This is a genomic window from Cellulosimicrobium protaetiae (genome assembly GCF_009708005.2).
Taxonomy (GTDB): domain Bacteria; phylum Actinomycetota; class Actinomycetes; order Actinomycetales; family Cellulomonadaceae; genus Cellulosimicrobium; species Cellulosimicrobium protaetiae.
In genome coordinates, this window is record NZ_CP052757.1 from 118,513 (window position 1) to 140,441 (window position 21,929).

21 protein-coding genes are annotated in these 21,929 nt (G+C 74.5%); 10 read left to right on the top strand and 11 right to left on the bottom strand.

The window, feature by feature from the left end:
* Positions 1-156 precede the first annotated feature (156 nt).
* From hemC to hemL, 4 genes are read left to right on the top strand one after another with little or no spacing between them, the layout of a single operon-like run.
* On the top strand, positions 157-1,281 hold the full coding sequence (gene hemC / locus FIC82_RS00505; protein WP_168731354.1) for a hydroxymethylbilane synthase: 1,125 nt from the start codon (positions 157-159) through the stop codon (positions 1,279-1,281).
* Entirely contained in the window at positions 1,278-2,300 is a 1,023-nt protein-coding gene (locus FIC82_RS00510; RefSeq protein WP_154797143.1) for a uroporphyrinogen-III synthase, read from the top strand. The genes hemC and FIC82_RS00510 overlap by 4 nt, the downstream gene beginning before the upstream one ends.
* Complete coding sequence (hemB, locus tag FIC82_RS00515; protein WP_168731355.1) at positions 2,297-3,331, top strand: porphobilinogen synthase; 1,035 nt, start codon at positions 2,297-2,299, stop codon at positions 3,329-3,331. The genes FIC82_RS00510 and hemB overlap by 4 nt, the downstream gene beginning before the upstream one ends.
* Positions 3,328-4,743 (top strand): glutamate-1-semialdehyde 2,1-aminomutase, encoded by a 1,416-nt coding sequence (gene hemL, locus FIC82_RS00520; RefSeq protein WP_154797144.1) that lies wholly within the window; start codon positions 3,328-3,330, stop codon positions 4,741-4,743. The genes hemB and hemL overlap by 4 nt, the downstream gene beginning before the upstream one ends.
* Before the next feature lie 30 nt (positions 4,744-4,773).
* Here hemL and FIC82_RS00525 read toward each other — a convergent pair whose 3' ends face one another.
* The 3 genes from FIC82_RS00525 to FIC82_RS00535 form a co-directional block, all read right to left on the bottom strand.
* Positions 4,774-5,367 (bottom strand): HdeD family acid-resistance protein, encoded by a 594-nt coding sequence (locus FIC82_RS00525; RefSeq protein ID WP_154797145.1) that lies wholly within the window; start codon positions 5,365-5,367, stop codon positions 4,774-4,776.
* 140 nt (positions 5,368-5,507) lie between these two features.
* On the bottom strand, positions 5,508-6,611 hold the full coding sequence (locus tag FIC82_RS00530) for a DUF2330 domain-containing protein (RefSeq protein WP_154797146.1): 1,104 nt from the start codon (positions 6,609-6,611) through the stop codon (positions 5,508-5,510).
* Positions 6,612-6,732: 121 nt separating this feature from the next.
* Positions 6,733-7,215 (bottom strand): hypothetical protein, encoded by a 483-nt coding sequence (locus tag FIC82_RS00535; protein ID WP_154797147.1) that lies wholly within the window; start codon positions 7,213-7,215, stop codon positions 6,733-6,735.
* Positions 7,216-7,475: 260 nt separating this feature from the next.
* Here FIC82_RS00535 and FIC82_RS00540 point away from each other — a divergent pair, with 260 nt between their 5' ends.
* The 3 genes from FIC82_RS00540 (at position 7,476) to FIC82_RS00550 (ending at position 11,250) form a co-directional block, all read left to right on the top strand.
* Positions 7,476-7,805 carry a metal-sensitive transcriptional regulator gene (locus FIC82_RS00540; protein WP_154797148.1) on the top strand — a complete coding sequence of 110 codons (330 nt, stop codon included), beginning with the start codon at positions 7,476-7,478 and terminating at the stop codon, positions 7,803-7,805.
* Positions 7,806-7,829: 24 nt separating this feature from the next.
* Positions 7,830-8,204, top strand: coding sequence for a heavy-metal-associated domain-containing protein (locus tag FIC82_RS00545; RefSeq protein WP_154797149.1), 375 nt, complete (start codon positions 7,830-7,832; stop codon positions 8,202-8,204).
* A 217-nt stretch (positions 8,205-8,421) separates the two neighbouring features.
* Positions 8,422-11,250, top strand: coding sequence for a heavy metal translocating P-type ATPase (locus tag FIC82_RS00550; RefSeq protein ID WP_256390404.1), 2,829 nt, complete (start codon positions 8,422-8,424; stop codon positions 11,248-11,250).
* A 135-nt stretch (positions 11,251-11,385) separates the two neighbouring features.
* Here the strand turns inward: FIC82_RS00550 and FIC82_RS00555 are convergent, their stop codons facing one another.
* Genes FIC82_RS00555 through FIC82_RS00570 form a run of 4 tightly spaced genes read right to left on the bottom strand, consistent with a single transcriptional unit; the run spans position 11,386 to position 14,210 of the window.
* The gene (locus FIC82_RS00555; protein ID WP_154797150.1) at positions 11,386-12,183 is read right to left on the bottom strand and encodes an ABC transporter permease; all 798 of its coding nucleotides are present in this window, start codon (positions 12,181-12,183) and stop codon (positions 11,386-11,388) included.
* Positions 12,180-13,163, bottom strand: coding sequence for an ABC transporter ATP-binding protein (locus FIC82_RS00560; protein WP_154797151.1), 984 nt, complete (start codon positions 13,161-13,163; stop codon positions 12,180-12,182). The genes FIC82_RS00555 and FIC82_RS00560 overlap by 4 nt, the downstream gene beginning before the upstream one ends.
* Positions 13,160-13,465: a transcriptional regulator gene (locus FIC82_RS00565; protein WP_154797152.1), complete on the bottom strand. Its 306-nt coding sequence runs from the start codon at positions 13,463-13,465 to the stop codon at positions 13,160-13,162. The genes FIC82_RS00560 and FIC82_RS00565 overlap by 4 nt, the downstream gene beginning before the upstream one ends.
* The gene (locus tag FIC82_RS00570) at positions 13,458-14,210 is read right to left on the bottom strand and encodes a hypothetical protein (protein WP_216609950.1); all 753 of its coding nucleotides are present in this window, start codon (positions 14,208-14,210) and stop codon (positions 13,458-13,460) included. The genes FIC82_RS00565 and FIC82_RS00570 overlap by 8 nt, the downstream gene beginning before the upstream one ends.
* A 270-nt stretch (positions 14,211-14,480) precedes the next feature.
* Between FIC82_RS00570 and FIC82_RS00575 the strand changes: the two genes are divergently transcribed.
* From FIC82_RS00575 to FIC82_RS00585, 3 genes are all read left to right on the top strand, one after another.
* The gene (locus tag FIC82_RS00575; RefSeq protein ID WP_168731356.1) at positions 14,481-15,428 is read left to right on the top strand and encodes an SPFH domain-containing protein; all 948 of its coding nucleotides are present in this window, start codon (positions 14,481-14,483) and stop codon (positions 15,426-15,428) included.
* Entirely contained in the window at positions 15,425-15,787 is a 363-nt protein-coding gene (locus FIC82_RS00580) for a type II toxin-antitoxin system antitoxin (RefSeq protein WP_154797154.1), read from the top strand. The genes FIC82_RS00575 and FIC82_RS00580 overlap by 4 nt, the downstream gene beginning before the upstream one ends.
* Before the next feature lie 146 nt (positions 15,788-15,933).
* Complete coding sequence (locus FIC82_RS00585) at positions 15,934-16,812, top strand: CPBP family intramembrane glutamic endopeptidase (protein WP_168731357.1); 879 nt, start codon at positions 15,934-15,936, stop codon at positions 16,810-16,812.
* 81 nt (positions 16,813-16,893) lie between these two features.
* On the opposite strand, the gene FIC82_RS00590 is transcribed toward FIC82_RS00585, so the two are convergent.
* From FIC82_RS00590 to FIC82_RS00605, 4 genes are all read right to left on the bottom strand, one after another.
* Positions 16,894-17,742, bottom strand: coding sequence for a hypothetical protein (locus tag FIC82_RS00590; protein WP_154797155.1), 849 nt, complete (start codon positions 17,740-17,742; stop codon positions 16,894-16,896).
* Positions 17,743-17,809: 67 nt separating this feature from the next.
* Entirely contained in the window at positions 17,810-19,543 is a 1,734-nt protein-coding gene (locus FIC82_RS00595) for a dipeptide ABC transporter ATP-binding protein (protein WP_154797156.1), read from the bottom strand.
* Positions 19,540-20,640, bottom strand: coding sequence for an ABC transporter permease (locus FIC82_RS00600; RefSeq protein ID WP_253691924.1), 1,101 nt, complete (start codon positions 20,638-20,640; stop codon positions 19,540-19,542). Before FIC82_RS00600 ends, FIC82_RS00595 begins: the two co-directional genes overlap by 4 nt.
* A 145-nt stretch (positions 20,641-20,785) precedes the next feature.
* A complete protein-coding gene (locus FIC82_RS00605) occupies positions 20,786-21,901 on the bottom strand; it encodes an ABC transporter permease (RefSeq protein ID WP_154797158.1) in 1,116 nt (371 codons plus the stop codon).
* Between the last annotated feature and the right edge of the window lie 28 nt (positions 21,902-21,929).

The window sequence follows — 21,929 nt, forward strand, 5'->3', positions numbered from 1 at the left end:
CCCGAAGAATTCCGAGGGCAATTGCGGGCGAATTGACCTGACACATTGTCGGCACGTTCCTGACCGGGCGTCAGGACCGCGTCACTCCCCCGGACATTTCCGCCGTCGTGACGTGCGCATTTCCGTGGACCGCCGAAGTGGGGAGAGACTGGGACCGTGAGCCCTGCAGGTACCCCTCCCCTCCGTGTGGGCACGCGCGGCAGCGCCCTCGCGACCACCCAGACCGGCCACGTCGCCCGACGCCTCGAGGAGCTGACCGGCCGGGAGATCGAGATCGTGCGCATCCGCACCGACGGCGACGTCCTCACCGGGTCGCTCGCCCAGATGGGCGGCACCGGCGTCTTCGTCACCGCGCTGCGCGAGGCGCTGCTCGACGAGCGGTGCGACGTCGCCGTCCACTCCCTCAAGGACCTCCCGACCGGGCACGCGCCCGGCCTGACGATCGTCACGCCCGAGCGCGAGAACCCGCGCGACGTCCTCTGCGCGCGCGGCGGCCTCACCATCGCGACGCTCCCGCGCGGGGCCCGCGTGGGCACCGGGTCGCCCCGCCGGGCCGCGCAGCTCCGCTCCGTCCGGCCCGACCTCGACGTCGTCGACATCCGCGGCAACGTCGACACACGCCTCGCCCGCGCGCTCGGCCCCGACGCGGACCTCGACGCCGTCGTGCTCGCCTACGCCGGGCTCGCGCGGCTCGGCCGGCTCGACGCCGTGTCCGAGGTGGTCGACACCGCGATCATGGCGCCCGCCGCCGGGCAGGGCGCCCTCGCGGTGGAGGTGCGGACGTCGTCGCTCGACGACCCCGTGCTCGCGCGCGCCCTGCGCGACCTCGACCACGAGCCGACCCGCCTCGCCGTCCTCGCCGAGCGCTCGCTCCTCGCACGGCTCGAGGCCGGCTGCGCCGCCCCCGTCGGCGCGCACGCCGTGGTCGAGGAGGACGAGATCGTGCTGACGGCGGTCGTGGCACGCGTCGACGGCGCGGAACAGCTCACGCACTCGGCGCGCGCCGCGCTCCCCGGCGGGAACGCCCCGTCGGCCGCTGCACGGTCGGGACGGGACGACGTCGCCCGCGACCTGGGCGCGCGCGTCGCCGACGCGCTCCTCGCCGACGGCGCCGCACGCCTCGCCCCGTTGCGCGAGACCGGCGGCCTCGCGACCGGGTCCCCGTCCGGCCCGGCCGCCGGGGACGTCACGCCCACCGACGCGGCCCCCTCGTCCGAACGGGCGGTCGAGGCCGCTCGACAGCAGCTCCGCGACGGCGGCTACCGCGGCGAGACCCGATGACCCCGGGACCCCTGCGCGACCCGTCGCGCGGCCCCGCGCCCGTCGTCCCTCCGCCGCCGGCCCGGGCGACCCCGCGAGGCGAGGCCGAGCCCGCCGGACCGGTGCCGCCCCCGGAGGTCGCGGGCAGCCCGCTCGCCGGCCGGACGGTCCTCGTCCCCCGATCGCCCGAGCGCGCCGCCGGGCTCGCCGCGACGCTCCGCGACGCCGGGGCGCGCGTCCTCGTCAGCCCCGCGATCGAGCGCGCCCGGGTCGAGGACACCGCGCCTGTGGACGGCGCCGTCGCCCGCCTCGCGCACGGCGACTTCTCCTGGGTCGTCGTGACGAGCGTCAACGCGATCGACGAGCTCCTCGCCGCCGCCGCCCGCCAGGGCGTCGACCTGGGCGACGCCGCCCGCCGGTCCCGCTGGGCCGCCGTCGGCCCCGCGACCCGCCGCGCCCTCGAAGTCGTCGGCATCCACGTGGACCTCGAGCCGACCGAGAACTCGGCCCGGGGCCTCGTCGCCGCCTTCGCCACGCTCGCCCCGGCGGACCAGGGTTCTCCCTCGGCGGACCGGGGTTCTGTCTCGGCAGGCCAGGGTTCTCCCGCGCGAGGGAGGGCCGGGGTCCTGCTCCCGCAGGGGGACCTCGCGGCTCCGACGATGCACGACGGCCTGCACGACCTCGGGTACGTCCCGCACGTCGTCACCGTCTACCGCACCGTCACGCACACCCTCGACCCCGAGGTCGTCGCGGCCTGGCGCGCGGGTGACGTGGACGCCGTCGTGCTGACCTCGGGGAGCGTCGCGCGCGAGATCGCGGAGCAGCTCGGGTCGCGCGACGACGTCGCGGGAGTCGCGATCGGCGACCCGACCGCCCGCGCGGCGCGCGACGTCGGGCTGCGGCTCGACGCGGTGGCCGAGCGGCCCACGGACTCCGCGCTCGCCGCCGCACTGACCACCGTCCTGTCGGGCGCCCCGGCCGCTCTCCCGACCATCGACCCGACCGACGCTGCCGCGACCGACGAAGGAGATCCCTCGTGACCCACCCGCTTCCCGTCGGCCACCACCGGCCGCGCCGCCTGCGCACGAGCCCGCGCGTGCGGCGGCTCGTGTCCGAGACGCGCGTGCACGCGTCGGACCTCGTGCTGCCGCTGTTCGTCAAGGAGGGCCTGGACGCGCCGCGCCCGATCTCGTCGATGCCGGGCGTCGTGCAGCACACGGAGGCGACGCTCGCGGACGCGGTGCGCGACGCCGCACGCGCCGGGGTCGGTGGCGTCATGCTGTTCGGCATCCCCGCCGAGCGCGACGCCACGGGGACGCAGGCGGACGCGGAGGACGGCATCCTCCAGCGCGGGATCCGGGTCGCTGTCGAGGCCGCGAGGGAGCACGCCGGCGGCGGGCCGGTCGTCATGGCCGACACGTGCCTCGACGAGTTCACCGACCACGGGCACTGCGGCGTGCTGACCACGGGACGTGACGGGGCGATCGTCGTCGACAACGACGCGACGCTCGACCGCTATGCGTCCATGGCCGTCGCCCAGGCGAGGGCGGGCACGGACGTCGTGGCGCCGTCGGGCATGATGGACGGCCACGTCGGCGTGATCCGCGAGGCGCTCGACGCCGCCGGGTTCGACGACGTGGGCATCCTCGCCTACTCCGCGAAGTACGCGAGCGCGTTCTACGGCCCGTTCCGCGAGGCCGTGGACTCGGCGCTCCAGGGTGACCGCCGGACGTACCAGATGGACGCGGGCAACGCCCGCGAGGGCCTGCGCGAGGCGGACCTCGACCTCGCGGAGGGCGCTGACATGGTCATGGTGAAGCCCGCGGGGTCGTACCTGGACGTGCTGGCGGCGGTCGCGGAGATGTCGTCGGTGCCGGTGGCGGCGTACCAGGTGTCGGGCGAGTACGCGATGATCGAGGCCGCCGCGGCGAACGGCTGGATCGACCGGCGCGCGGCGGTCACGGAGTCGGTGCTGGGCATCAAGCGCGCCGGCGCGGACGTGATCCTCACCTACTGGGCGACGGAGCTCGCGGGCTGGCTGGACGAGAACGACGGAAGGACGCGGGCATGACGGACACCGGAGGCTTCGGGACGGCGGAGGCCGTGCAGGCGGAGAACGCGGCGCTCTTCGGCGCCCCGGGCGCGGGCGGGGCGGACAACCACGCCGCGTTCGTGCGCGCGCAGGCCGTGCTGCCGGGCGGGGTGAGCTCGCCGGTCCGCGCCTACGGGTCCGTCGGCGGCGACCCGCGGTTCCTGGCCTCGGCCCGCGGCCCGTACGTCACCGACGTCGCAGGGCGCGAGTACGTCGACCTCGTGTGCTCGTGGGGCCCGGCGCTGCTCGGGCACGCGCACCCCGACGTCGTCGCGGCGGTCCAGGAGGCCGCCGCGCGCGGGCTGTCGTTCGGCGCGCCGACGCTCGGCGAGGTCGAGCTCGCGGAGGAGATCCGCCGTCGGGTGCCCGCCGCGGAGCGCGTGCGCCTCGTGTCGACCGGCACCGAGGCGACCATGACCGCGATCCGGCTGGCGCGCGGCGTGACCGGGCGGGACGTCGTCGTGAAGTTCGCGGGCTGCTACCACGGGCACGTCGACGCGCTGCTCGCGGAGGCGGGCTCCGGCGTCGCGACGCTCGCCCTGCCCGGCTCGGCCGGGGTCACCGAGGCGACGGCGGCCGAGACACTCGTGCTCCCGTACAACGACCTCGCCGCCGTCGAGGCGGCGTTCGCGGAGCGCGGCTCCGAGATCGCGGCCGTCATCACGGAGGCGTCGCCCGCCAACATGGGCGTCGTCCCGCCCGCGGAGGGCTTCAACGAGGGCCTGCGCCGCATCACCGCGGCGCACGGCGCGCTGCTCGTCCTCGACGAGGTGCTCACGGGCTTCCGCGTCGGGCCGAGCGGCTGGTGGGGCCTCGAGAACGCGGCCCTGCGCGGCCAGGGCGCGGACGGGTACACGCCGGACCTGTTCACCTTCGGCAAGGTCGTCGGCGGCGGGATGCCGGTCGCCGCGGTCGGCGGCCCGGCGACCGTCATGGACCAGCTCGCGCCGCTCGGCCCGGTGTACCAGGCGGGCACGCTGTCCGGGAACCCGGTCGCGGTCGCGGCGGGTCTCGCGACGCTCCGCCTCGCCGACGACGCGGTCTACGCGCGCGTCGACGAGGTCGCGGGAGTGCTGTCGTCGGCCGTGGGCGCGGCGCTCGACGCCGCGGGCCTCCCGCACCGCGTGCAGCGCGCAGGGTCGCTCTTCTCGGTGTTCTTCGGCGACCTCGCGGCGAGCGCCGGCGTGCGCGACTACGCGCAGGCCCAGGCGCAGGAGACGTTCCGGTACCGCGCGTTCTTCCACGCGATGCTCGACGCGGGCGTCAGCCTCCCGCCGTCGGTGTTCGAGGCGTGGTTCGTCTCCGCGGCCCACGACGACGCCGCGGTGACGCGCATCCTCGACGCCTTCCCCGCGGCGGCCCGAGCCGCGGCCAAGGCGACCCCCGACTGACGAGTCGCCCACCCCGGTCGGTGGTGGGCCTCAGTACGTCGTGGCGCGGCCTGCCTGCTTGCCGAGCGAGCGGATCTGGAAGCCGAAGGCGATGAGCATGACGCCCCAGACGATCGCGAAGAGCGCGAGCAGCCACACGATCGAGACCAGCCCGGCGTTGACGTTGAACAGCACGAGCAGACCGAAGACGAGGCCGAGGACTCCGGCGAACACGCCCCAGCCCCACCCGCTGCCGGGGATCTTGCGCAGGTCGAGGCTCGCGACGGTCTGGAACAACCCGTAGACCACGGCCCAGAACCCGACGATCCACGTGAGGACGATCGCGGTCTTGCCCGGCCAGACGAGCAGCACGATACCGACGGCCAGGCTGAGGACGCCCATGGTCACGAGGAACGCGGTGCCGCTGCCCGTGCCGCGTCGCCGGATGCCCTCGATGATCTCGACGAGCCCGTCCACGACCGCGAAGACACCGATCACCCAGATGACGACGGCCGCGGTCTTGTCCGGCCACGACAGCGCGACCACGCCGAACAGGATCGCGAGGACGCCGCGGAGCACTGGCCAGTACCAGACCTGCTTCGCGGTGCTGGAGAAGGCGGTGAGGATCGGGTCCTGCGTCGTCATGGTCACTCCCCGTGCCGAGGTGACGGGCCGGCGCCCCGACGGCCTGGGCCGGTGACGCCTCCCGCTTCGCCTCCATGGAACACCCGGAAATCCTGCGTGTCGCGGCGAAGCGCGCGTTTCGCCCGCTCGGGCCGACCGGGTCAGGCGCGCGCCGGACGCGGCGCGAGGGCCGGAGCGGGCGCGCGCCGGCGTCGGCCCGACCAGATCACGAGGACGGCGAGCGCCAGCACGCCCGCGAACGCGAGGACCGGTCCGGCGAAGAAGGGGCCGATCCGCTTGTCGGCGACGACGGCGACCGTCGGCGTGTAGGCGACGTCGGCCGCGGCCGGCGAGAACGTGAAGTCGGAGACGATCTGCGTCCCCGGCTCGGTGAAGACCTGCTCGTGCGACGTGACGAAGCTGCCGGACGCGAGGAGCGCCGCGAGCTCGTCGGACGACACCGACCCCGGGTCGACCCGGCCGGCGAACCGCACGGTCGGCTCCTGCGCCTCGGCGGTGGCGTCGACGCGGTCGACGCGGTGGTCGGCGAGGACGTACGTGCGCGTGCTCTGCGTCTCGTCGGCGACGGCGGACATGCGCATCGGGTAGACGAGCGAGCCGCTCGGGAACGTCACCCGCAGGGGCTGCAGCGTCCCGTCGAACGCGGTGGCCTCCTCGGGCGCGAGCCGGGCCGCGACGAAGGACCACCCCTCGGCGACGTACGGGGCGAGCGCGGTCTGGATCTCCTCGGGGAGCTGGAACCCCCGCTCCGTGAGCCAGGCGCCGAGGGCGGCGGGGTCGGTCGCGCCGAGGGTCGTGACGTCGAGCGGCCCGAGCCGGACCTCGTCGAGGACCGCGACGCCCGCCGGAGCGCCGGCGCCGTCGCTGCCGGCGGTGCCGAATCCCAGCTCGGGCCACCACCGGTGGTCCGTGGCGACGGCGCGCGGCTGCGTGAGGTCGTCGAGCTCACGGAAGACCTGGGGGTCGGCGAGCGCGACCTCGGCCGGTGCCGGCGTGGGCAGGATCAGACCGACCTCCGGCGCGTTCGACAGGGCGTCGAGCTCGATCAGCATCGTCTCGGTCGTCCCGTCCCACTGGAGCACCGCCGCCTCCTGCGAGACCGAGGTGTCGTAGGCGGGTCCGTCGACGAGCCCGCCGCACGCGCACGCGCCGGCGGGCGGCGCCGCGACCACGGCCCCGCCCGCCAGCGCGAGCGTGGCCGCTGCCGCGCGGACCGCCCGTCGTGCTCCGGTTCCCCCGCCCATGCTTGGGAGGTTAGGTGTGCGTCCCCTGCCTCGCGCGCCGAGGACCGAATCGTGATGGTGCTGTGACAGCACCGTGATCCGGCCGCCCGACGAGCCTCCGTCGGCGCGGTGGCGGGCCACGTCAGGCGACGGCCGCGCTCACGCCGAGGTGGACGACGACGCCCAGCACGATCGCCCAGAGGGAGACCGCGATGACGCCCCAGACGAACACGCGGGACCGGGGCGCGCCGAACCCGACCATCGCGGCGGCGGTGACGTGGCTCGGCAGCAGGAGCGGCCCGAGGAGGCTCACGCCGGGCACGCCGTACCGGTCGAACACGCGCCGCATGCGCTGCCGCTTGGGGCTCTTCTCCGCGACGCGGTGTCGCGTGACACCGGACCTCGCGGCACCGATGAGCCAGATCACGACGGCGAGGGCGATCGCGTTGCCCACGATCCCGGCGAGGATCGCGACCACCGGGTTGACGCCGGCGACGACGCCCAGGACCGCCGCACCCTCCGCCTCGACGTAGGGGACGGCGCCGGCGAGCAGCACCCCGACCCAGCGCAGCAGGGGCGGAAGACTCTGGGTGAGCTCCTGGAGCCCGGTGACGATGTCGGTCATGGTGTGCCTCTCGTGTCGTGGTGCTCCTAGCCTCGCGGCGGACCTGCGGTCGGGGCAGTGCACCCCGTCACCGGGTCGGGTGGAGCCGTCACGGTGCGGGCGTGACAGGTGTCATGCCCCTGCCGTGGCGGGAGGCGACGTCGGCGGCCGGCTTGACCGGAATATACCCACTGGGGGTATGCTTGAGGTACCCTGGCGGGGTATCGCGACGAGCGACCGCCGCGGTGGGCGCGACCCCGCGCCGGGACGAGGAGGACACCATGACCGACACCACCGAGGCGCCCGCCGTCGAGCACGAGCACGCGGGCCCGCACGGCTACGCGTCCGACAAGGACGCGTACCTCAAGCGGATGCGCCGCATCGAGGGCCAGGTGCGCGGCATCGCTCGCATGATCGACGAGGACGTCTACTGCATCGACATCCTCACGCAGGTCTCGGCCGTCACCAAGGCGCTGCAGGCCGTGAGCATCGGCCTCGTCGAGGACCACCTGGGCCACTGCGTCGTCGACGCGGCCCGCCAGTCCGAGGAGGAGGGCGCGGCCAAGGTCAAGGAGGCCGCCGACGCCATCGCCCGCCTCGTCCGCAGCTGACCCACCCATCACCCGAGGAGCACCATGAGCACCGTCACCACCCTGGGCGTCACCGGCATGACCTGCGGCAACTGCGTCGCGCACGTCACCAAGGACCTCGAGGCCGTAGCCGGCGTCGAGAACGTGAGCGTCGAGCTGCGCGTCGGCGGCGCGTCCGAGGTCACCGTCTTCTCCGACGACCCCCTGGACGAGGCAGCGCTGCGCGAGGCCGTCGACGAGGCCGGCTACGAGGTCGCGTCGCTCGAGGTCCAGGAGGACGCGCTGGCAGCCCAGTACGCCGAGCAGGCGGCCGAGAAGCAGGAGGCGCACAACTGCGCCTGCGGCTGCGGCACCGCCCCGAGCGGCGACGCCACCCCCGCGACCAAGACCTACGACCTCCAGGTCCCGCCCGTCTCCTGACCCGGTTCGCGACCTGTCAGCGGCTCGCCGCCGTCGAGCGCGAGCAGCCGCTGACAGGTCGCACCACCCCGCGGACCGCCCGCCGACCGTCGCCACCGCGACCCGGGCCCTCCGCGCCGCGCCCGCCCGCACCGACCGGGCGCCCCCGCCGCGACGTCCGCCACCCCGGACCGCCGCCGGTGACCTCCACCCGAGCACCCGTCGAGGAGTCACCCTGATGACCGCCCAGCCCACACCCGCACCGGCCCCGACCGCCCCGCCCGGCGGCGTCGTCGACGGTCGACCGTTCGCCGAGGTCGACCTCGCGATCGAGGGCATGACCTGCGCGTCGTGCGTCGCGCGCGTCGAGAAGCGGCTCAACCGCGTCGACGGCGTCACCGCCACCGTCAACCTCCCGCTCGAGAGCGCGCACGTCGTCCTCGCGTCCGACGTCGCCGACGCCGACCTCGTCGCCGCCGTCGAGAAGGCCGGCTACACCGCCCACGTCACCACCCGCCGCACCCCGAACCACGGTTCTCCCTCGGCCGACCAGGGTTCTACCTCGGTCAACCACGGTTCTACCTCGGCAGACGGGGGCGAGACGGCCGCGGAGGCGGTGGGGGCGGCGTCGGATGCGGAGGGCGTAGAAGCCGCGCTCGAGACCCCCCGGCCGAACGACCACGGCGACGGCGCGGCCAGCCCGAGCACCGACGCCGCCCCCGCCGCCGGACCCGACCAGCGTTCTACCTCGCGCAACCAGAGTTCTCTCTCGCGCAACCGGGGTTCTCTCTCGCCGGACCGAGGTTCGACCTCGACGGACCGGGGGGCCGTGCTGCTGCAGCGCCTGCGCGTCGCGGCCGTCCTCACCGTGCCCGTCGTCGCGCTGTCGATGATCCCGGCGCTGCAGTTCGCGGGCTGGCAGTGGGTCGTCGCGGCGCTGGCGCTGCCGGTCGTGACGTGGGCGGCGTGGCCGTTCCACACGGCGGCGTTCCGGGCCGCGCGGCACGGCGCGTCGACGATGGACACGCTCGTGTCGCTCGGGGTGGTCGCGGCGACGCTCTGGTCGCTGTGGGCCCTGCTGCTCGGCGGTGCGGGCGAGATCGGCATGCAGATGCAGCCGACGTTGATCCCCTCGCGCGACCATATGGGCCCGCCCGAGCTCTACTTCGAGGTCGCCGCCGTCGTCACGACGTTCCTGCTGGCCGGCCGGTACGCGGAGCACCGGTCGAAGCGACGGGCCGGCGACGCGCTGCGCTCGCTCCTGGAGCTGGGCGCGAAGGACGCGGAACGTGTCGCGCTCCGGCCGGACGGCTCTCCCCTCACGGGGCCTGACGGCGCGCGGGTCACCGAGCGCGTGCCGGTCGCGGAGCTCGCCGTCGGGGACGTGTTCGTCGTGCGGCCGGGCGAGAAGGTCGCGACGGACGGCGTGGTGCTGGAGGGGTCGAGCGCGGTCGACACGTCGCTGCTCACGGGCGAGCCGGTGCCGGTGGACGTCGGCCCGGGCGACGACGTGACGGGCGCGACGGTCAACGCGGCGGGTGCGCTGCTGGTCCGGGCGACGCGCGTGGGAGAGGAGACGACGCTCGCGCAGATCGGGCGGCTCGTCACGCAGGCGCAGACGGGCAAGGCGCCGGTGCAGCGACTCGCGGACCGCATCTCGGCCGTGTTCGTGCCGATCGTGCTGGTGCTCGCGGTCGCGACGCTCGTCGGCTGGCTGCTCGCCGGCGCAGGCACGCAGTTCGCGTTCACGGCCGCCGTCGCGGTGCTCATCATCGCGTGCCCGTGCGCCCTGGGCCTGGCCACGCCGACGGCCCTGCTGGTCGGCACGGGGCGCGGCGCGCAGCTCGGCGTCCTCATCAAGGGGCCGGAGATCCTCGAGTCGACGCGGCGCGTGGACACGGTCGTGCTCGACAAGACCGGCACCGTCACCCAGGGCGCGATGGCGGTCGAGGCGGTCGTGACGCCGTCGGGCCGCGTGCCGCTCGACGACCTGTCGGCAGATGGTCGCGCCCCGGCGCGACGCGGTGCTGACAGGTCGGGCCAGGAGGTCGAGGACGCGCGCGACGCTCTGCGGCACGCGGGCGCGGTCGAGGCGCTGAGCGAGCACCCGATCGCACGCGCGATCACCGCGGCAGCGCGCGAGCTGGCGACGCCGAGGACCGCCTCGGCGCCGTCCGGCTCCGACACGGGGGACGCGGCGAGCACGGTGCCGCCCCGGACCGTCGGCGCCGGGACAGGCGTGGGAGCCGACGGCGTCGCGATCGGCTCGCTGCAGACGTTCGACTTCCGCAGCGCGCCGGGCGGCGGGGTCGAGGCCGTCGTCCGCACGGCGCACTCCGGCCTCTCGCTGGCCGACGGCGGCGGGCTCACCGCGCGGCGCGTGCTCGTCGGGCAGCCGTCGTGGCTCGCCCGCGAGGGCGTCGCGAGCGACCCCGCGCTCGACGAGGCGTTCGGCGCCGCCGAGGCGACGGGGGCGAGCGCCGTCGTGGTCGCGTGGGACGGCCGGGCCCGCGGGGTGCTCGTGCTGCGCGACCCGGTGAAGCCCACCTCGGCCGAGGCGGTGCAGGAGCTCAAGGACCTGGGCCTGCGGCCGTACCTGCTCACGGGCGACGGCGAGGGCGCGGCCCGCGAGGCCGCACGCGCCGTCGGGATCGCGGAGGCGGACGTCGTCGCGCGCGTGCTCCCCGACCAGAAGGTCGACGTCGTCGCGCGGCTCCAGCGCGAGGGCCGCGTCGTCGCGATGGTCGGGGACGGCGTGAACGACGCCGCCGCGCTCGCGACGGCGGACCTCGGGCTCGCGATGGGTACGGGGACGGACGTCGCGATCGAGGCGAGCGACCTCACTCTCGTGCGGGGCGACCTGCGCAGCGCGGCGACGGCGATCCGGCTCTCGCGCCGGACGCTGCGGATCGTCAAGCAGAACCTGTTCTGGGCGTTCGCGTACAACGTCGCGGCGATCCCGCTCGCGGCGGCGGGCCTGCTCAACCCGATGATCGCCGGTGCGGCGATGGCCGCGAGCTCGGTCCTCGTCGTCGGCAACTCGCTGCGCCTGCGCCGCGCCGCCTAACCCCCGCCCCCTGCCCCCTGGCCGCCCACCGACCCCCACCCGGCGCCGAGCACGACATGAGGGTCGATATCCCGGGGATATCGACCCTCATGTCGTGCTCGGCGCCTGGCGGGGGGCGCGGGGGGGCGGGATGGGTCAGCGGAAGCGGCGGCCCTCGTCGCGGCGGTAGGCGCCGACCGCCAGGGCGGCGAACAGCGCCGTCCAGCCGAGGAGGACGAACCATGCGCCCGCGTAGGCGGGCTCGCCCGTGAGCGCCTGGACGAGCAGGTCACGGCCGGCGCGCGTCGGCGTGGCCATCGAGATCGCGTCCAGCCACGGCGGGAAGAGGAACGGCGGGAGGAACAGGCCGCCGGCGAACGCGAGCGGGAAGAGGATCACCTGCACGACCGGCAGCGCGGCCTTCGCGGACAGCGAGTACCCGATCGCCATGCCGAGCAGCACGAACGGCACGGACACGAGCAGGACCGTCCCGACGCCCGCGAGGAGCTGGCTCCACGTCACCGTCGCCGACGTGAACAGCCAGCCGATGAGGATGAGCGGCACGAGGCCGAACAGCGAGAAGATGCCGCCGTTGAGCACGCGCGCCGCCATGCGCGGCGTCGGGCCCGCGGGGAGCGAGCGGACGAACGGGTCGAACGGGAGCTGCCGGTCCTCCGCGACGCCGAGCCCGTACGTGAACAGGCTCGCGGAGCAGATCGCGAAGAGTCCGAGCGACGCGACAGCCATCGTCGCGTACACGGGGTTGCCCGCGGTCGCCTCCTGCGGCACGACGAAGAAGAACATCGCGAGCGCGGGGAACAGCAGGTTGCCCAGCACCGCGATCGGTACGCGCACCGTCTCGAGGAACTGGTACTTGAGGTGCAGCCAGGTGAGGTGCAGGGGGCCGGGCAGCGCCGCGGCGGGCGCGGCGCCCCGGGTGGTCGTGGTGGTCATCGTGACCGTGCCTCCGTCGTCGGGGCCGCGTCGCGCGCGACCATCTGCTCGAACGCCTCCTCGAGGCTCGCGCCCCGGATCTCGAGGTCGTGGAAGTCGACGCCCGAGGTGACGAGCTCCCGGACGAGCGCGTCGGCGTCGGGCGTGTACAGCTCCTGGCGGCCGTCGCCGAGACGGTCGGACCGCACGACGCCGGGCCGGTCGGCGAGGTCGGCCGTCGACCCGACGACGACGCGGCGCAGCGACACGCGGCGCAGGATCGCGTCGAGCGAGTCGTCGGCCTTGACCACGCCCTGGTCGATGACGACGACCCGCTGCGCGAGCGCCTGCACCTCCTCCAGGTAGTGGCTGGTCAGGAGGACCGTGCCGCCGTCCGCGTGGTACGCGCGGATCGCGTCCCACAGGGCCTGGCGGGCGCTCACGTCGAGGCCGGTCGTCGGCTCGTCGAGCAGGACGACGCGCGGGCGGCCCACGAGGGACAGCGCCACGGCGAGGCGCCGCTTCTGCCCGCCGGACATCGCGCCGGTCTGGCGACCCGCAAGCTCGGTGAGGCCGAACTGCTCCAGCAGCTCCGCCGTCGGGACGGGGTCCGGGTAGTGGCCGCCGACGAAGTCGACGACCTCCCGCACCTTGAGCGTCGCCGGCAGCCCGGTCTCCTGGGGGGTGATGCCGAGCGACACCCGGCTGCGCGCGTCGCGCGGGTCGCCCCCGAACAGGCGGACCGTCCCGGCGTCGGGCTTGCGCTGACCGCTGATCAGGGAGAGCAGCGTCGACTTCCCGGCCCCGTTCGGGCCGAGCAGGCCGACGAGCTCGCCCGCCCCCACTGTCAGGGACACGTCGTCGAGCGCGACGACCTCGCCGAAGCGGCGGGTCACGTGGTCGGCGACGACGACCGGTCGGGCGGGGTCGGTGCCCGACGGCGCGGGGTCGGGCCGGGTGGCCCGGGAGACCCCGGTGCGGGGTGCGTGGTCGGTGCTCATCCTGCGGCTCCCTTCAGGAGGCTGTTCAGGGCGGTCGTGTAGTCCTCGAACGCTCCGCGACCGCGGGCGGTGAGGGTGAGATAGGTGGCCGGCGTGCGGCCCTCGTGAGTCTTGGTGACGGTCACGTAGCCGGCGTCCTCGAGCTTGCGCAGGTGGGTCGAGAGGTTCCCGGCGGTCATGTCGAGGAGCTTCTGCAGCTTGGGGAAGGACAGCTCGTCCCCGGTGGGGAGGGTGGCGAGCGTCGCGACCACGCGCAGTCGTGCGGGTGCGTGGATGACGGGGTCGAGCTCGGTCTCAGGCATCGGCGGCCCTCTCCCCCACCGCCGGAGCGGTCACGCCCCCGGCGGCGAGGCGCCGCCGTCGGACCTTGAGGACGTGCTCGACCACGGCCATGGTGAGGAAGCCACCGCCGCCGAGCGCGCCCATGACGAGGTAGGTGAGCGGGAGACCGGCGATCGTCGCGACCCCGGCCACGAGCAGGATCCAGACGCCGACGACGTAGAGCCGGTTCTCGCAGAACGCGACACCGCCACCGAGGTACAGCAGGCCGACGACGACGCACGCCAGCGCGTTGCTCGCGAGCGCGATGACCTCCTCCGACGCCCCGGCGCGCGCGAGGCCGCCGAGGATGAAGCCGTAGGAGACGAACCCGAGGGTCCACGACCAGCCGTACAGCGTGCCCTGCCGGGCGCTGACCCCGCGGGTGCCGACCGTCCGCGTCACGGTGTGGACGATCGTGAAGGCGATGGCCGCGGCGATCAGGCTGAAGAAGACCCAGAACGCCCACGGCTCGGGCTGTGCGCCCGCCATGCTCCCGGTACCGGCGCTGCCGTGCACGGCGCTCGTCCACAGGCACAGGTAGCCGACGAGCCAGGCGATGCCCCACGCGAGGAAGAGCAGCCGGGCGTCGGGCTCGGTCGCGTCCCGCGCGCGGTCCTGCTGCTCGCGGATGAGGCGGAGCGTCTCGGCGACGTCGAGCGCGGGCTCGTCGGGACCGTCCTGCTCGGCTGTCCCGTCACGGGAGCCGTCGCCGTGGTCCGTGGTCATGATGTCCCCTTCTGGATTCTGGAAACTACTTTGCGCTGCAAACCTGTTTGTAGGATTCCACGCCGCCGCCGATCGCACAACCCCCTCTTGCCCACCCACCCCCCACCCCCGCTCGCCGAGCACGACACGAGGGCCGCCATCCGGCCGATGTCGACCCCCTGTCGTGCTCGACAGCGAGCAGGGTCGTGGTCGACGGGCCGCGATTAATGTGATATCACTTTGCTATACATCATCGCAGGCGGCCGACGGCCGCACGAGAGGACGGCCCCCGTGACCGAGAGCGCAGCACCCCCGCAGGAGTCCGTCGGCGGTGAGCCGACCGGCCGTCCCGTCGGCCACGACGGCACGCGCGTCGACGTCACCGAGCAGCCCGCCTGGTCGCTCGGCGCAGGCGGGGGCGGCCTCGTGATCCTGCTCCTCCTCACCGCCTTCGCCGCGTCGGTCCCCCTGTTCGCGACCGGCACCCCGGGCGGTGTCGTGCTGGGCGTCGTCGCGGTCCTGCTGGGGTTCTTCCTGCTCACGATGGTCAAGGTCATCAACCCCGGGCAGACGCTCGTCGTCCAGTTCTTCGGCCGGTACCTCGGGACCATCCGGCGCACCGGGCTCGTCGCGACGGTGCCGTTCTCGACGCGCAAGCGCGTGTCGGTCCGCGTGCGCAACTTCGAGACGAGCGAGCTCAAGGTCAACGACGCCGACGGCAACCCGATCAACATCGCCGCGATCGTCGTCTGGCAGGTCGCGGACACCGCGAAGGCGAGCTTCGCCGTCGAGGACTACACCGACTTCGTCCGCGTCCAGGCGGAGTCGGCGCTGCGCCACGTCGCGATGTCGCACCCCTACGACGCCGAGGCCGGCGAGCAGTCGCTTCGCGGGGCCACCGAGGTCGTGTCGGCGGAGATCGCCACGGAGGTCGCGGCGCGCGTGGTCGTTGCTGGCGTCGAGGTCATCGAGGCCCGCATCTCCAACCTCGCCTACGCGCCCGAGATCGCCCAGGCGATGCTCCAGCGCCAGCAGGCCGGGGCGATCATCGCGGCGCGGTCGCGCATCGTCGAGGGAGCCGTGTCCATGGTCGAGGACGCGCTCTCGCGCCTCGAGGCCGAGGACATCGTCACGCTCGACGACGAGCGCCGCGCGACCATGGTCTCCAACCTCCTCGTCGTGCTGTGCGGCGACAGCCGCGTGACGCCCGTCGTCAACACGGGGTCGCTCTACCAGTGACCCCTCGCACCCCGGCCGTGCCCGGCGACGGCGAGCAGCCGTCGTCGGGCAGCGGCGTGCCCAAGGGCGGCGACCCCGAGGTCGGCGCGACGGACGCGCGAGCGACGGACGCCCGAGCGACCGCGGACGCTGCGGACGCGGACGACGGCGGCGCCCGGGCGCGCCGACCGCAGCGCAAGTCGGTGCTCCTGCGCCTCGACCCCGCCGTCCACGACGCGCTCACCCGCTGGGCCGGCGACGACCTGCGCAGCGTCAACGCGCAGATCGAGATGCTGCTGCGCCGCGCGCTCGACGACGCCGGCCGCCTCCCCCGCGACGTCCGCCCGCCCCGCCGCCCGGGCCGCCCGCGCCAACCCTGACCCCGCCGAGCACGACGTGAGGGACGTTCTGAGCCGGATGGCGACCCCCAGGTCGTGCTCGACCGCGCACGACCGCATGGTCGGCGGACAGCGCGCATCCAGGCAGCGTCCGGATCGCTCCCCGCGAGCGGTGCTATAACCGGACGGTGCGCGACCGGACCGATCCCCTCCCCGCTACCCCGCCCGAGCCTGCTCCCGGACAGGGGACGACGACGGCCACGACCACCCCGGACGCCGTCGCCCGCGCGCGCCCGGACCGGGCGGCACGACGCCGCATCGGCGCGGAGATCTGGATCGTCCTCGGCCTGAGCCTCGGCAAGTCGGCCGTCTACGCGATCATCAACATCGTCGCGCGCCTCACCGCCGGGACCCCGCTCGGCGAGCAGTCCGCGAGCCTCAACGTCAGCCGGTCCGCGCGCCCGTACCTCGACCTCACATACCAGCTCGTGGGCATCTTCTTCGCGGTGCTGCCCGTCGCGCTCGCGCTGTACCTGCTCAGCGCACGGGGCAGGTCCGCGGTCCGCGCGATCGGTCTCGACGGCGCCCGGCCGCTGCGCGACGTCGGCTGGGGCTTCGCGCTCGCCGCGGCGATCGGCATCCCCGGGCTCGGGTTCTACGCGCTCGGGCGCGTCCTGGGCATCACGGTCGAGGTGCAGGCGTCGGCGCTCAACGCCGCGTGGTGGACCGTTCCCGTGCTGATCCTCGCGGCCCTGCAGAACGGGCTGCTGGAAGAGGTCATCGCGGTCGGGTACCTCTTCGAGCGCACGCGCGACCTCGGCTGGGGTCGCGTGAAGTTCGTCGTGTGGAGCTCGCTGCTGCGCGGGTCGTACCACCTGTACCAGGGGTTCGGCCCGTTCGTCGGGAACGTCGTCATGGGCGTCGTCTTCTCGTGGTTCTACACGTCCCGCTGGGGACGGCACCGCGTCATGCCGCTCGTGATCGCCCACACCCTGCTCGACGTCGTCGCGTTCGTCGGGTACGCGCTCCTCCCCCTGGAGTGGAAGCAGTCCCTCGGCCTCGCGTGACGTCTGGGCCAGTCGACGGCCAGTCGACGGCCAGTCGATGGCCAGTCGACGGCCACGCGAGGGCCGCCGCGACAGCCGTGTTCAGGCGATCCCGAACGCGCCCGTCTCGAGGTCGACCAGGTGGGTCTCGCGGTTGCCGTAGTCGACGCCCCACGTGGGCGTGGACAGCTCCAGGTAGTGCGGCGTGAAGTCGCCCTCCAGGGAGTCGACCATCGCCTCGGACGTCCCGCCGAGGTGGTCGTCCGCCCAGGGGCTCTCGCCCTCCGCGAACCCGGTCCACTCCTCGTCCCACGGCGAGACCCAGCCGGACTCCTCGTCACCGGGGGCGGTGCCTGCGTTCGGGTCGCCGGTCCTCGGGACGAGGTAGGCCCAGCGGGTGACCGTCATGTCCTCGCCGCGACGCGTGCCGAGCGGCGGGTCCCACGCGTTCTGCCCCTCGTCCGTCGCGACGTGCTCGCCCGCCCGGCGCGTGTCGGGCGGGGCGGGGGTCGGGCCGGCCGCGAGCTCCTGCTCGGTGAGCCAGACCAGGGCGAACCGCTGGCCGATGATGTCGCTGAGCACGAGCGCGTGCGGGTGCTCCTGGGCCGCGCGCAGGTCGACCACGAACGGGTCGTCCGGGTCGCTCGCGTCGAGCTCGTCGGCGAACTGTCCCTCACCGAGGAAGTACGCGATGCCCGGGAGCCCGGGGCCACGGCGCTGGTACTCGGCCGGCAGCCGCAGCGTGACCGCGTGCCGCATCGGCAGCCCGGTGCTCGGGCTCCTCGGCCACGTGCGCGGCTCGATCCCGGGGCCGGCGTCGCCGATCCAGCCCCAGGCCGCCTCGCCCCAGGGGGCGACGGGCGGCGACGCGAGGTCCGTCGTCCCGACGGGCGCCCCGTCCACCGCGTCCTGCGGGGTGAGGCCGAACAGGATGTCGTACGCAGTGACCACAGGTGCTCCTCGTGCGGGACGGACGGGGAGTCACATCCTAGGGTCGTCCGCCCACGGCCCTGACGGGTCAGGCGCCGCGCAGGGCGCGGAGCTCTTCGCGGCGCTCGGCCTGGAGGACCGGGTCGGGGACGGGCAGCGAGGCGAGGAGCCGCCTGGTGTACTCCTCGCGCGGGTTGCCCAGGACCTCCGCACCGGTGCCCTCCTCGACGAGCCGCCCGCGGTAGAGCACCGCGATGCGGTCGGAGAGCAGGTCGACGACGGCGAGGTCGTGCGACACGAACAAGCTCGCGAAGCCCAGCTCGCGCTGGAGCTCGGCGAACAGGTCGAGCACGCGCGCCTGGACCGAGACGTCGAGCGCGGAGGTCGGCTCGTCGGCCACGAGCAGCTCCGGGTCGAGCGCGAGCGCGCGCGCCAGCGACGCGCGCTGGCGCTGCCCGCCGGAGAGCTCGTGCGGGAACCGGTCGCCGTACGACCGCGGGAGCTGCACGGCCTCCAGCAGCTCGTCCACGCGCCCGCGCGCCGCCTGCGGCGACTCCGCGCGCCCGTGCACGACGAGCGGCTCCGCGACGCAGTCCGCGATCGTGAGCAGGGGGTTGAAGCTCGTCGCCGGGTCCTGGAACACGAACCCGATGCGTGGGCGCACGGGGCGCAGGTCGCGCTCCTTGACCCCGTTCATCTCGACGCCGAGCACCCGCAGCGACCCGCCCGTGACCTTGGTGAGGCCCGCGACGGCGCGCGCGAACGTCGTCTTGCCCGAGCCGGACTCGCCCACGAGGCCGAGCACCTCGCCGGGACGGATCGTGAGCGAGACGTCGTCGACGGCGGTGAAGCCGGGACGACGCAGGCGGCCCGGGTAGGTGACGGTCAGTCCCTGCGCGGCCACCACGGGCTCCGCGTCGGCCCAGCCCGCGTCCCGGGCGGACGCGCGGGCCTCGGCGCGTGCCGTGCCCTCGCCGACGCGCGGCACGGAGTCCAGCAGGGCGCGCGTGTACGCGGCCTGCGGCGCCGCGAAGAGGTCGCGCGCGCTCGCCTGCTCGACGACCTTGCCCTGGTACATGACGGCGACGCGGTCCGCGAGGTCCGCGACGACGCCCATGTTGTGCGTGATGAGCACGATCGCGGTGCCGAACTCGTCGCGGCAGCGGCGCAGCAGGTCGAGGATCTCGGCCTGCACGGTGACGTCGAGAGCGGTCGTCGGCTCGTCGGCGACGATGAGCCCCGGGTCGAGCACGAGGGCCATGGCGATGACGATGCGCTGCTTCTGCCCGCCCGAGAACTGGTGCGGGTAGTGGTCGACGCGCGTCTCCGGGTCCGGGATGCCGACGCGCCGGAGCACGTCGACGGCGCGCCTGCGCGCCTCGCGCCGCGACACCTTGGTGTGCGCGCGGATGCCCTCCATGATCTGCCAGCCGACCGTGTACACGGGGTTGAGCGCGGCGGACGGCTCCTGGAACACCATCGCGACGTCGGTCCCGCGGACCTGGCGCAGCCGCTCGCCCCCGAGCGAGACGACGTCGTGCTCGTCCGTCCCGCCCTTGTTCGTCAGCACGACGGCGCCGCGCGCCGTCGCGGTCGACGGCAGCAGCCCGAGGATCGTCTTGGCGGTGACCGTCTTGCCGGAGCCGGACTCGCCGACGACGGCGAGCACCTCCCCGGGCGCGACCTCCAGGTCGACCCCGTCGACCGCACGCACGGACCCGGCGTCGGTCGCGAAGGACACCGCGAGGTCGCGGATCGTCACGACGGGCCGCGCGGCGCCCTCGTCGGCCCGGCGGGTCGTCTGGTCCGTCACGGCGCTCATCGCCGGTCCTCCGTCTCGTCGTGGGGTCCCGCGTCGTCGGCCACGACGGGCGCGGTCCCGGGGACCGCCTCGTCCGGCCCGGCGGCGGGCCTCCCGTCCAGCCCGACCGCGTCGGGGTCGCGGCGCCCGGGGACGGCGGCGAGCTCGTCGGAGCGCGAGCCCGCGCCCTCGATCGCGTCGAGCCCGCCGGGTCCCGCGGTGAGCGTCCCGCCCGGCACGACCGACGTCTCCGCGACCTCGCCCGACACCTCGGCGGCCGCGCGGCGCGAGCGCAGTCGCGGGTCCGCGAGGTCGTTGAGGCTCTCGCCGACGAGCGTGATGCCGAGCACGACGAGCACGATCGCCAGACCCGGGAAGAGCGCGGTCCACCAGATGCCGCTCGTCACGTCGGACACGGCCTTGTTGAGGTCGTAGCCCCACTCGGCGGCCGCCGTCGGCTCGATGCCGAACCCGAGGAACCCGAGGCCGGCGAGGGTGAGGATCGCCTCGGACGCGTTGAGCGTCACGATGAGCGGGAGCGTGCGCGTCGAGTTCCGCAGCACGTGGCGGAACATGATGCGGCGGTGCGGCGTGCCGAGCACGCGCGCCGAGTCGACGAACGCCTCGCCCTTGATCCGCACGACCTCCGCGCGCGTGACGCGGAAGTACTGCGGCACGAACACCACGGTGATCGACAGCGCGGCGGCGAGGATGCCGCCCCACATGCTCGACTGCCCGCCCGAGATGACGATCGCCATGAGGATCGCCAGGAGCAGGGACGGGAAGGCGTAGATCGCATCGCAGACCACCACGAGCAGCCGGTCGGCCCAGCCGCCGAAGTAGCCCGACACGAGACCGAGCAGCACGCCGACCACGATCGAGGCGAGGATCGCGACGACGATGACGAGCAGCGCGGTCTGGGCGCCCCAGATGACGCGCGACAGCACGTCGTACCCGCCGACGGTCGTGCCGAGCAGGTGCTCGGCGGACGGCGGCTGCTGCGCGCCGAACGGCCCGTCCGCGGAGCGGAGCTGGCTGTACCCGTACGGGGCGAGCACGGGCGCGAGCGCCGCGGTGAGCAGGAAGATCCCCGAGATGACGAGCCCCGCGACGAGCATGCCGCGCTGCAGCCCGACGCTCTGCCGGAGCTGGTGCACGACGGGCAGGCGCTTCCACCACGCGACGCGCCCGCGCTCGGGGACGACGGCGGGGGCGGGGCTCCCGGTGCCCGGCCCTGCCGGGACGACGGTCTCCGCGACCATGTCAGTACCTCACCCTCGGGTCGATGAGCGCCGCGATGATGTCGACGAGGAAGTTCGTCACCGCGACGATCACGGCCATGAGCACGACGATCCCCTGCACGGCGACGAAGTCGCGCGCCTGCAGGTACTCGGCGAGCTGGAAGCCGAGGCCCTTCCACTCGAACGTCGTCTCGGTGAGGACGGCGCCCGCGAGGAGCATCGCGACCTGGAGCCCGATGACGGTGATGATGGGGATCAGCGCGGGGCGCCACGCGTGGGCCCGCACGAGCCGCGACTCGCGGACGCCGCGCGAGCGCGCGGCGGTCACGTAGTCGGTGGAGAGCGTCCCGATGACGTTGGTGCGCACGAGCCGCAGGAACACGCCCGCCGTGAGCAGCCCGAGCGCGAGCGCCGGCAGGACGGCGTGCTGGAGCACGTCGCCCACGATCGCCGGGTCGCCGGTGCGGATCGCGTCGATCAGGTAGAAACCGGTGGGGTCGTCGAGGAACTGCAGCTCGATCTCCGCGTCGGTGGACGCCCGCCCGGAGACGGGGAGCCAGCCGAGCCACACGGAGAAGACGAGCTTGAGCATGAGCCCGGCGAAGAACACGGGCGTCGCGTAGGCGAGGATCGCGGAGACGCGCAGCATCGCGTCGGGCACGCGGTCGCGCAGGTAGCCCGCGAGCAAGCCCAGCGGGATCCCGACGACGAACGCCACGAGCAGCGCGTAGGTGGCCAGCTCGAGCGTCGCGGTGCCGTAGGTCAGGAGCACCTCGGTGACGGGGCGGTTGTCGCTGATCGTCGTGCCGAAGTCGCCGCGCACGATGCCGCCGAGGTACTCGAGGTACTGCACCACCACCGGGCGGTCGTACCCGGCCTCGTGGATGCGCTCGGCGAGCTGGTCGGGCGTGAGGCGGCCCCCGAGGGCGGCGGTGATCGGGTCACCGGTCGCCCGCATGACCACGAAGACCGTGGTCACGAGGATGAAGACGGTGGGGATGATGAGCAGCGCGCGGACCAGGATGTAGCTCCCGAGCCCGCCGCCGCCCCCGCGGCGACGACGCGCGCGCGAGGTCGTCGTCGACCCCGTGCCCGCGGAGCCCTCGCCGACGGTGGTGTCGGTGGTGGTGGTCGTCATGTCGTCTCTTCCTCGGTGCCCGGGTGGC

Coding starts and splice junctions, on each gene's coding strand:
- FIC82_RS00510 (WP_154797143.1), top strand. CDS start 1,278: ATGACCCCGGGACCCCTGCGCGACCCGTCGCGCGGCCCCGCGCCCGTC.
- hemL (WP_154797144.1), top strand. CDS start 3,328: ATGACGGACACCGGAGGCTTCGGGACGGCGGAGGCCGTGCAGGCGGAG.
- FIC82_RS00525 (WP_154797145.1), bottom strand. CDS start 5,367: ATGACGACGCAGGACCCGATCCTCACCGCCTTCTCCAGCACCGCGAAG.
- FIC82_RS00530 (WP_154797146.1), bottom strand. CDS start 6,611: ATGGGCGGGGGAACCGGAGCACGACGGGCGGTCCGCGCGGCAGCGGCC.
- FIC82_RS00535 (WP_154797147.1), bottom strand. CDS start 7,215: ATGACCGACATCGTCACCGGGCTCCAGGAGCTCACCCAGAGTCTTCCG.
- FIC82_RS00540 (WP_154797148.1), top strand. CDS start 7,476: ATGACCGACACCACCGAGGCGCCCGCCGTCGAGCACGAGCACGCGGGC.
- FIC82_RS00545 (WP_154797149.1), top strand. CDS start 7,830: ATGAGCACCGTCACCACCCTGGGCGTCACCGGCATGACCTGCGGCAAC.
- FIC82_RS00550 (WP_256390404.1), top strand. CDS start 8,422: ATGACCGCCCAGCCCACACCCGCACCGGCCCCGACCGCCCCGCCCGGC.
- FIC82_RS00555 (WP_154797150.1), bottom strand. CDS start 12,183: ATGACCACCACGACCACCCGGGGCGCCGCGCCCGCCGCGGCGCTGCCC.
- FIC82_RS00560 (WP_154797151.1), bottom strand. CDS start 13,163: ATGAGCACCGACCACGCACCCCGCACCGGGGTCTCCCGGGCCACCCGG.
- FIC82_RS00565 (WP_154797152.1), bottom strand. CDS start 13,465: ATGCCTGAGACCGAGCTCGACCCCGTCATCCACGCACCCGCACGACTG.
- FIC82_RS00570 (WP_216609950.1), bottom strand. CDS start 14,210: ATGACCACGGACCACGGCGACGGCTCCCGTGACGGGACAGCCGAGCAG.
- FIC82_RS00595 (WP_154797156.1), bottom strand. CDS start 19,543: ATGAGCGCCGTGACGGACCAGACGACCCGCCGGGCCGACGAGGGCGCC.
- FIC82_RS00600 (WP_253691924.1), bottom strand. CDS start 20,640: ATGCTCGTCGCGGGGCTCGTCATCTCGGGGATCTTCCTGCTCACCGCG.
- FIC82_RS00605 (WP_154797158.1), bottom strand. CDS start 21,901: ATGACGACCACCACCACCGACACCACCGTCGGCGAGGGCTCCGCGGGC.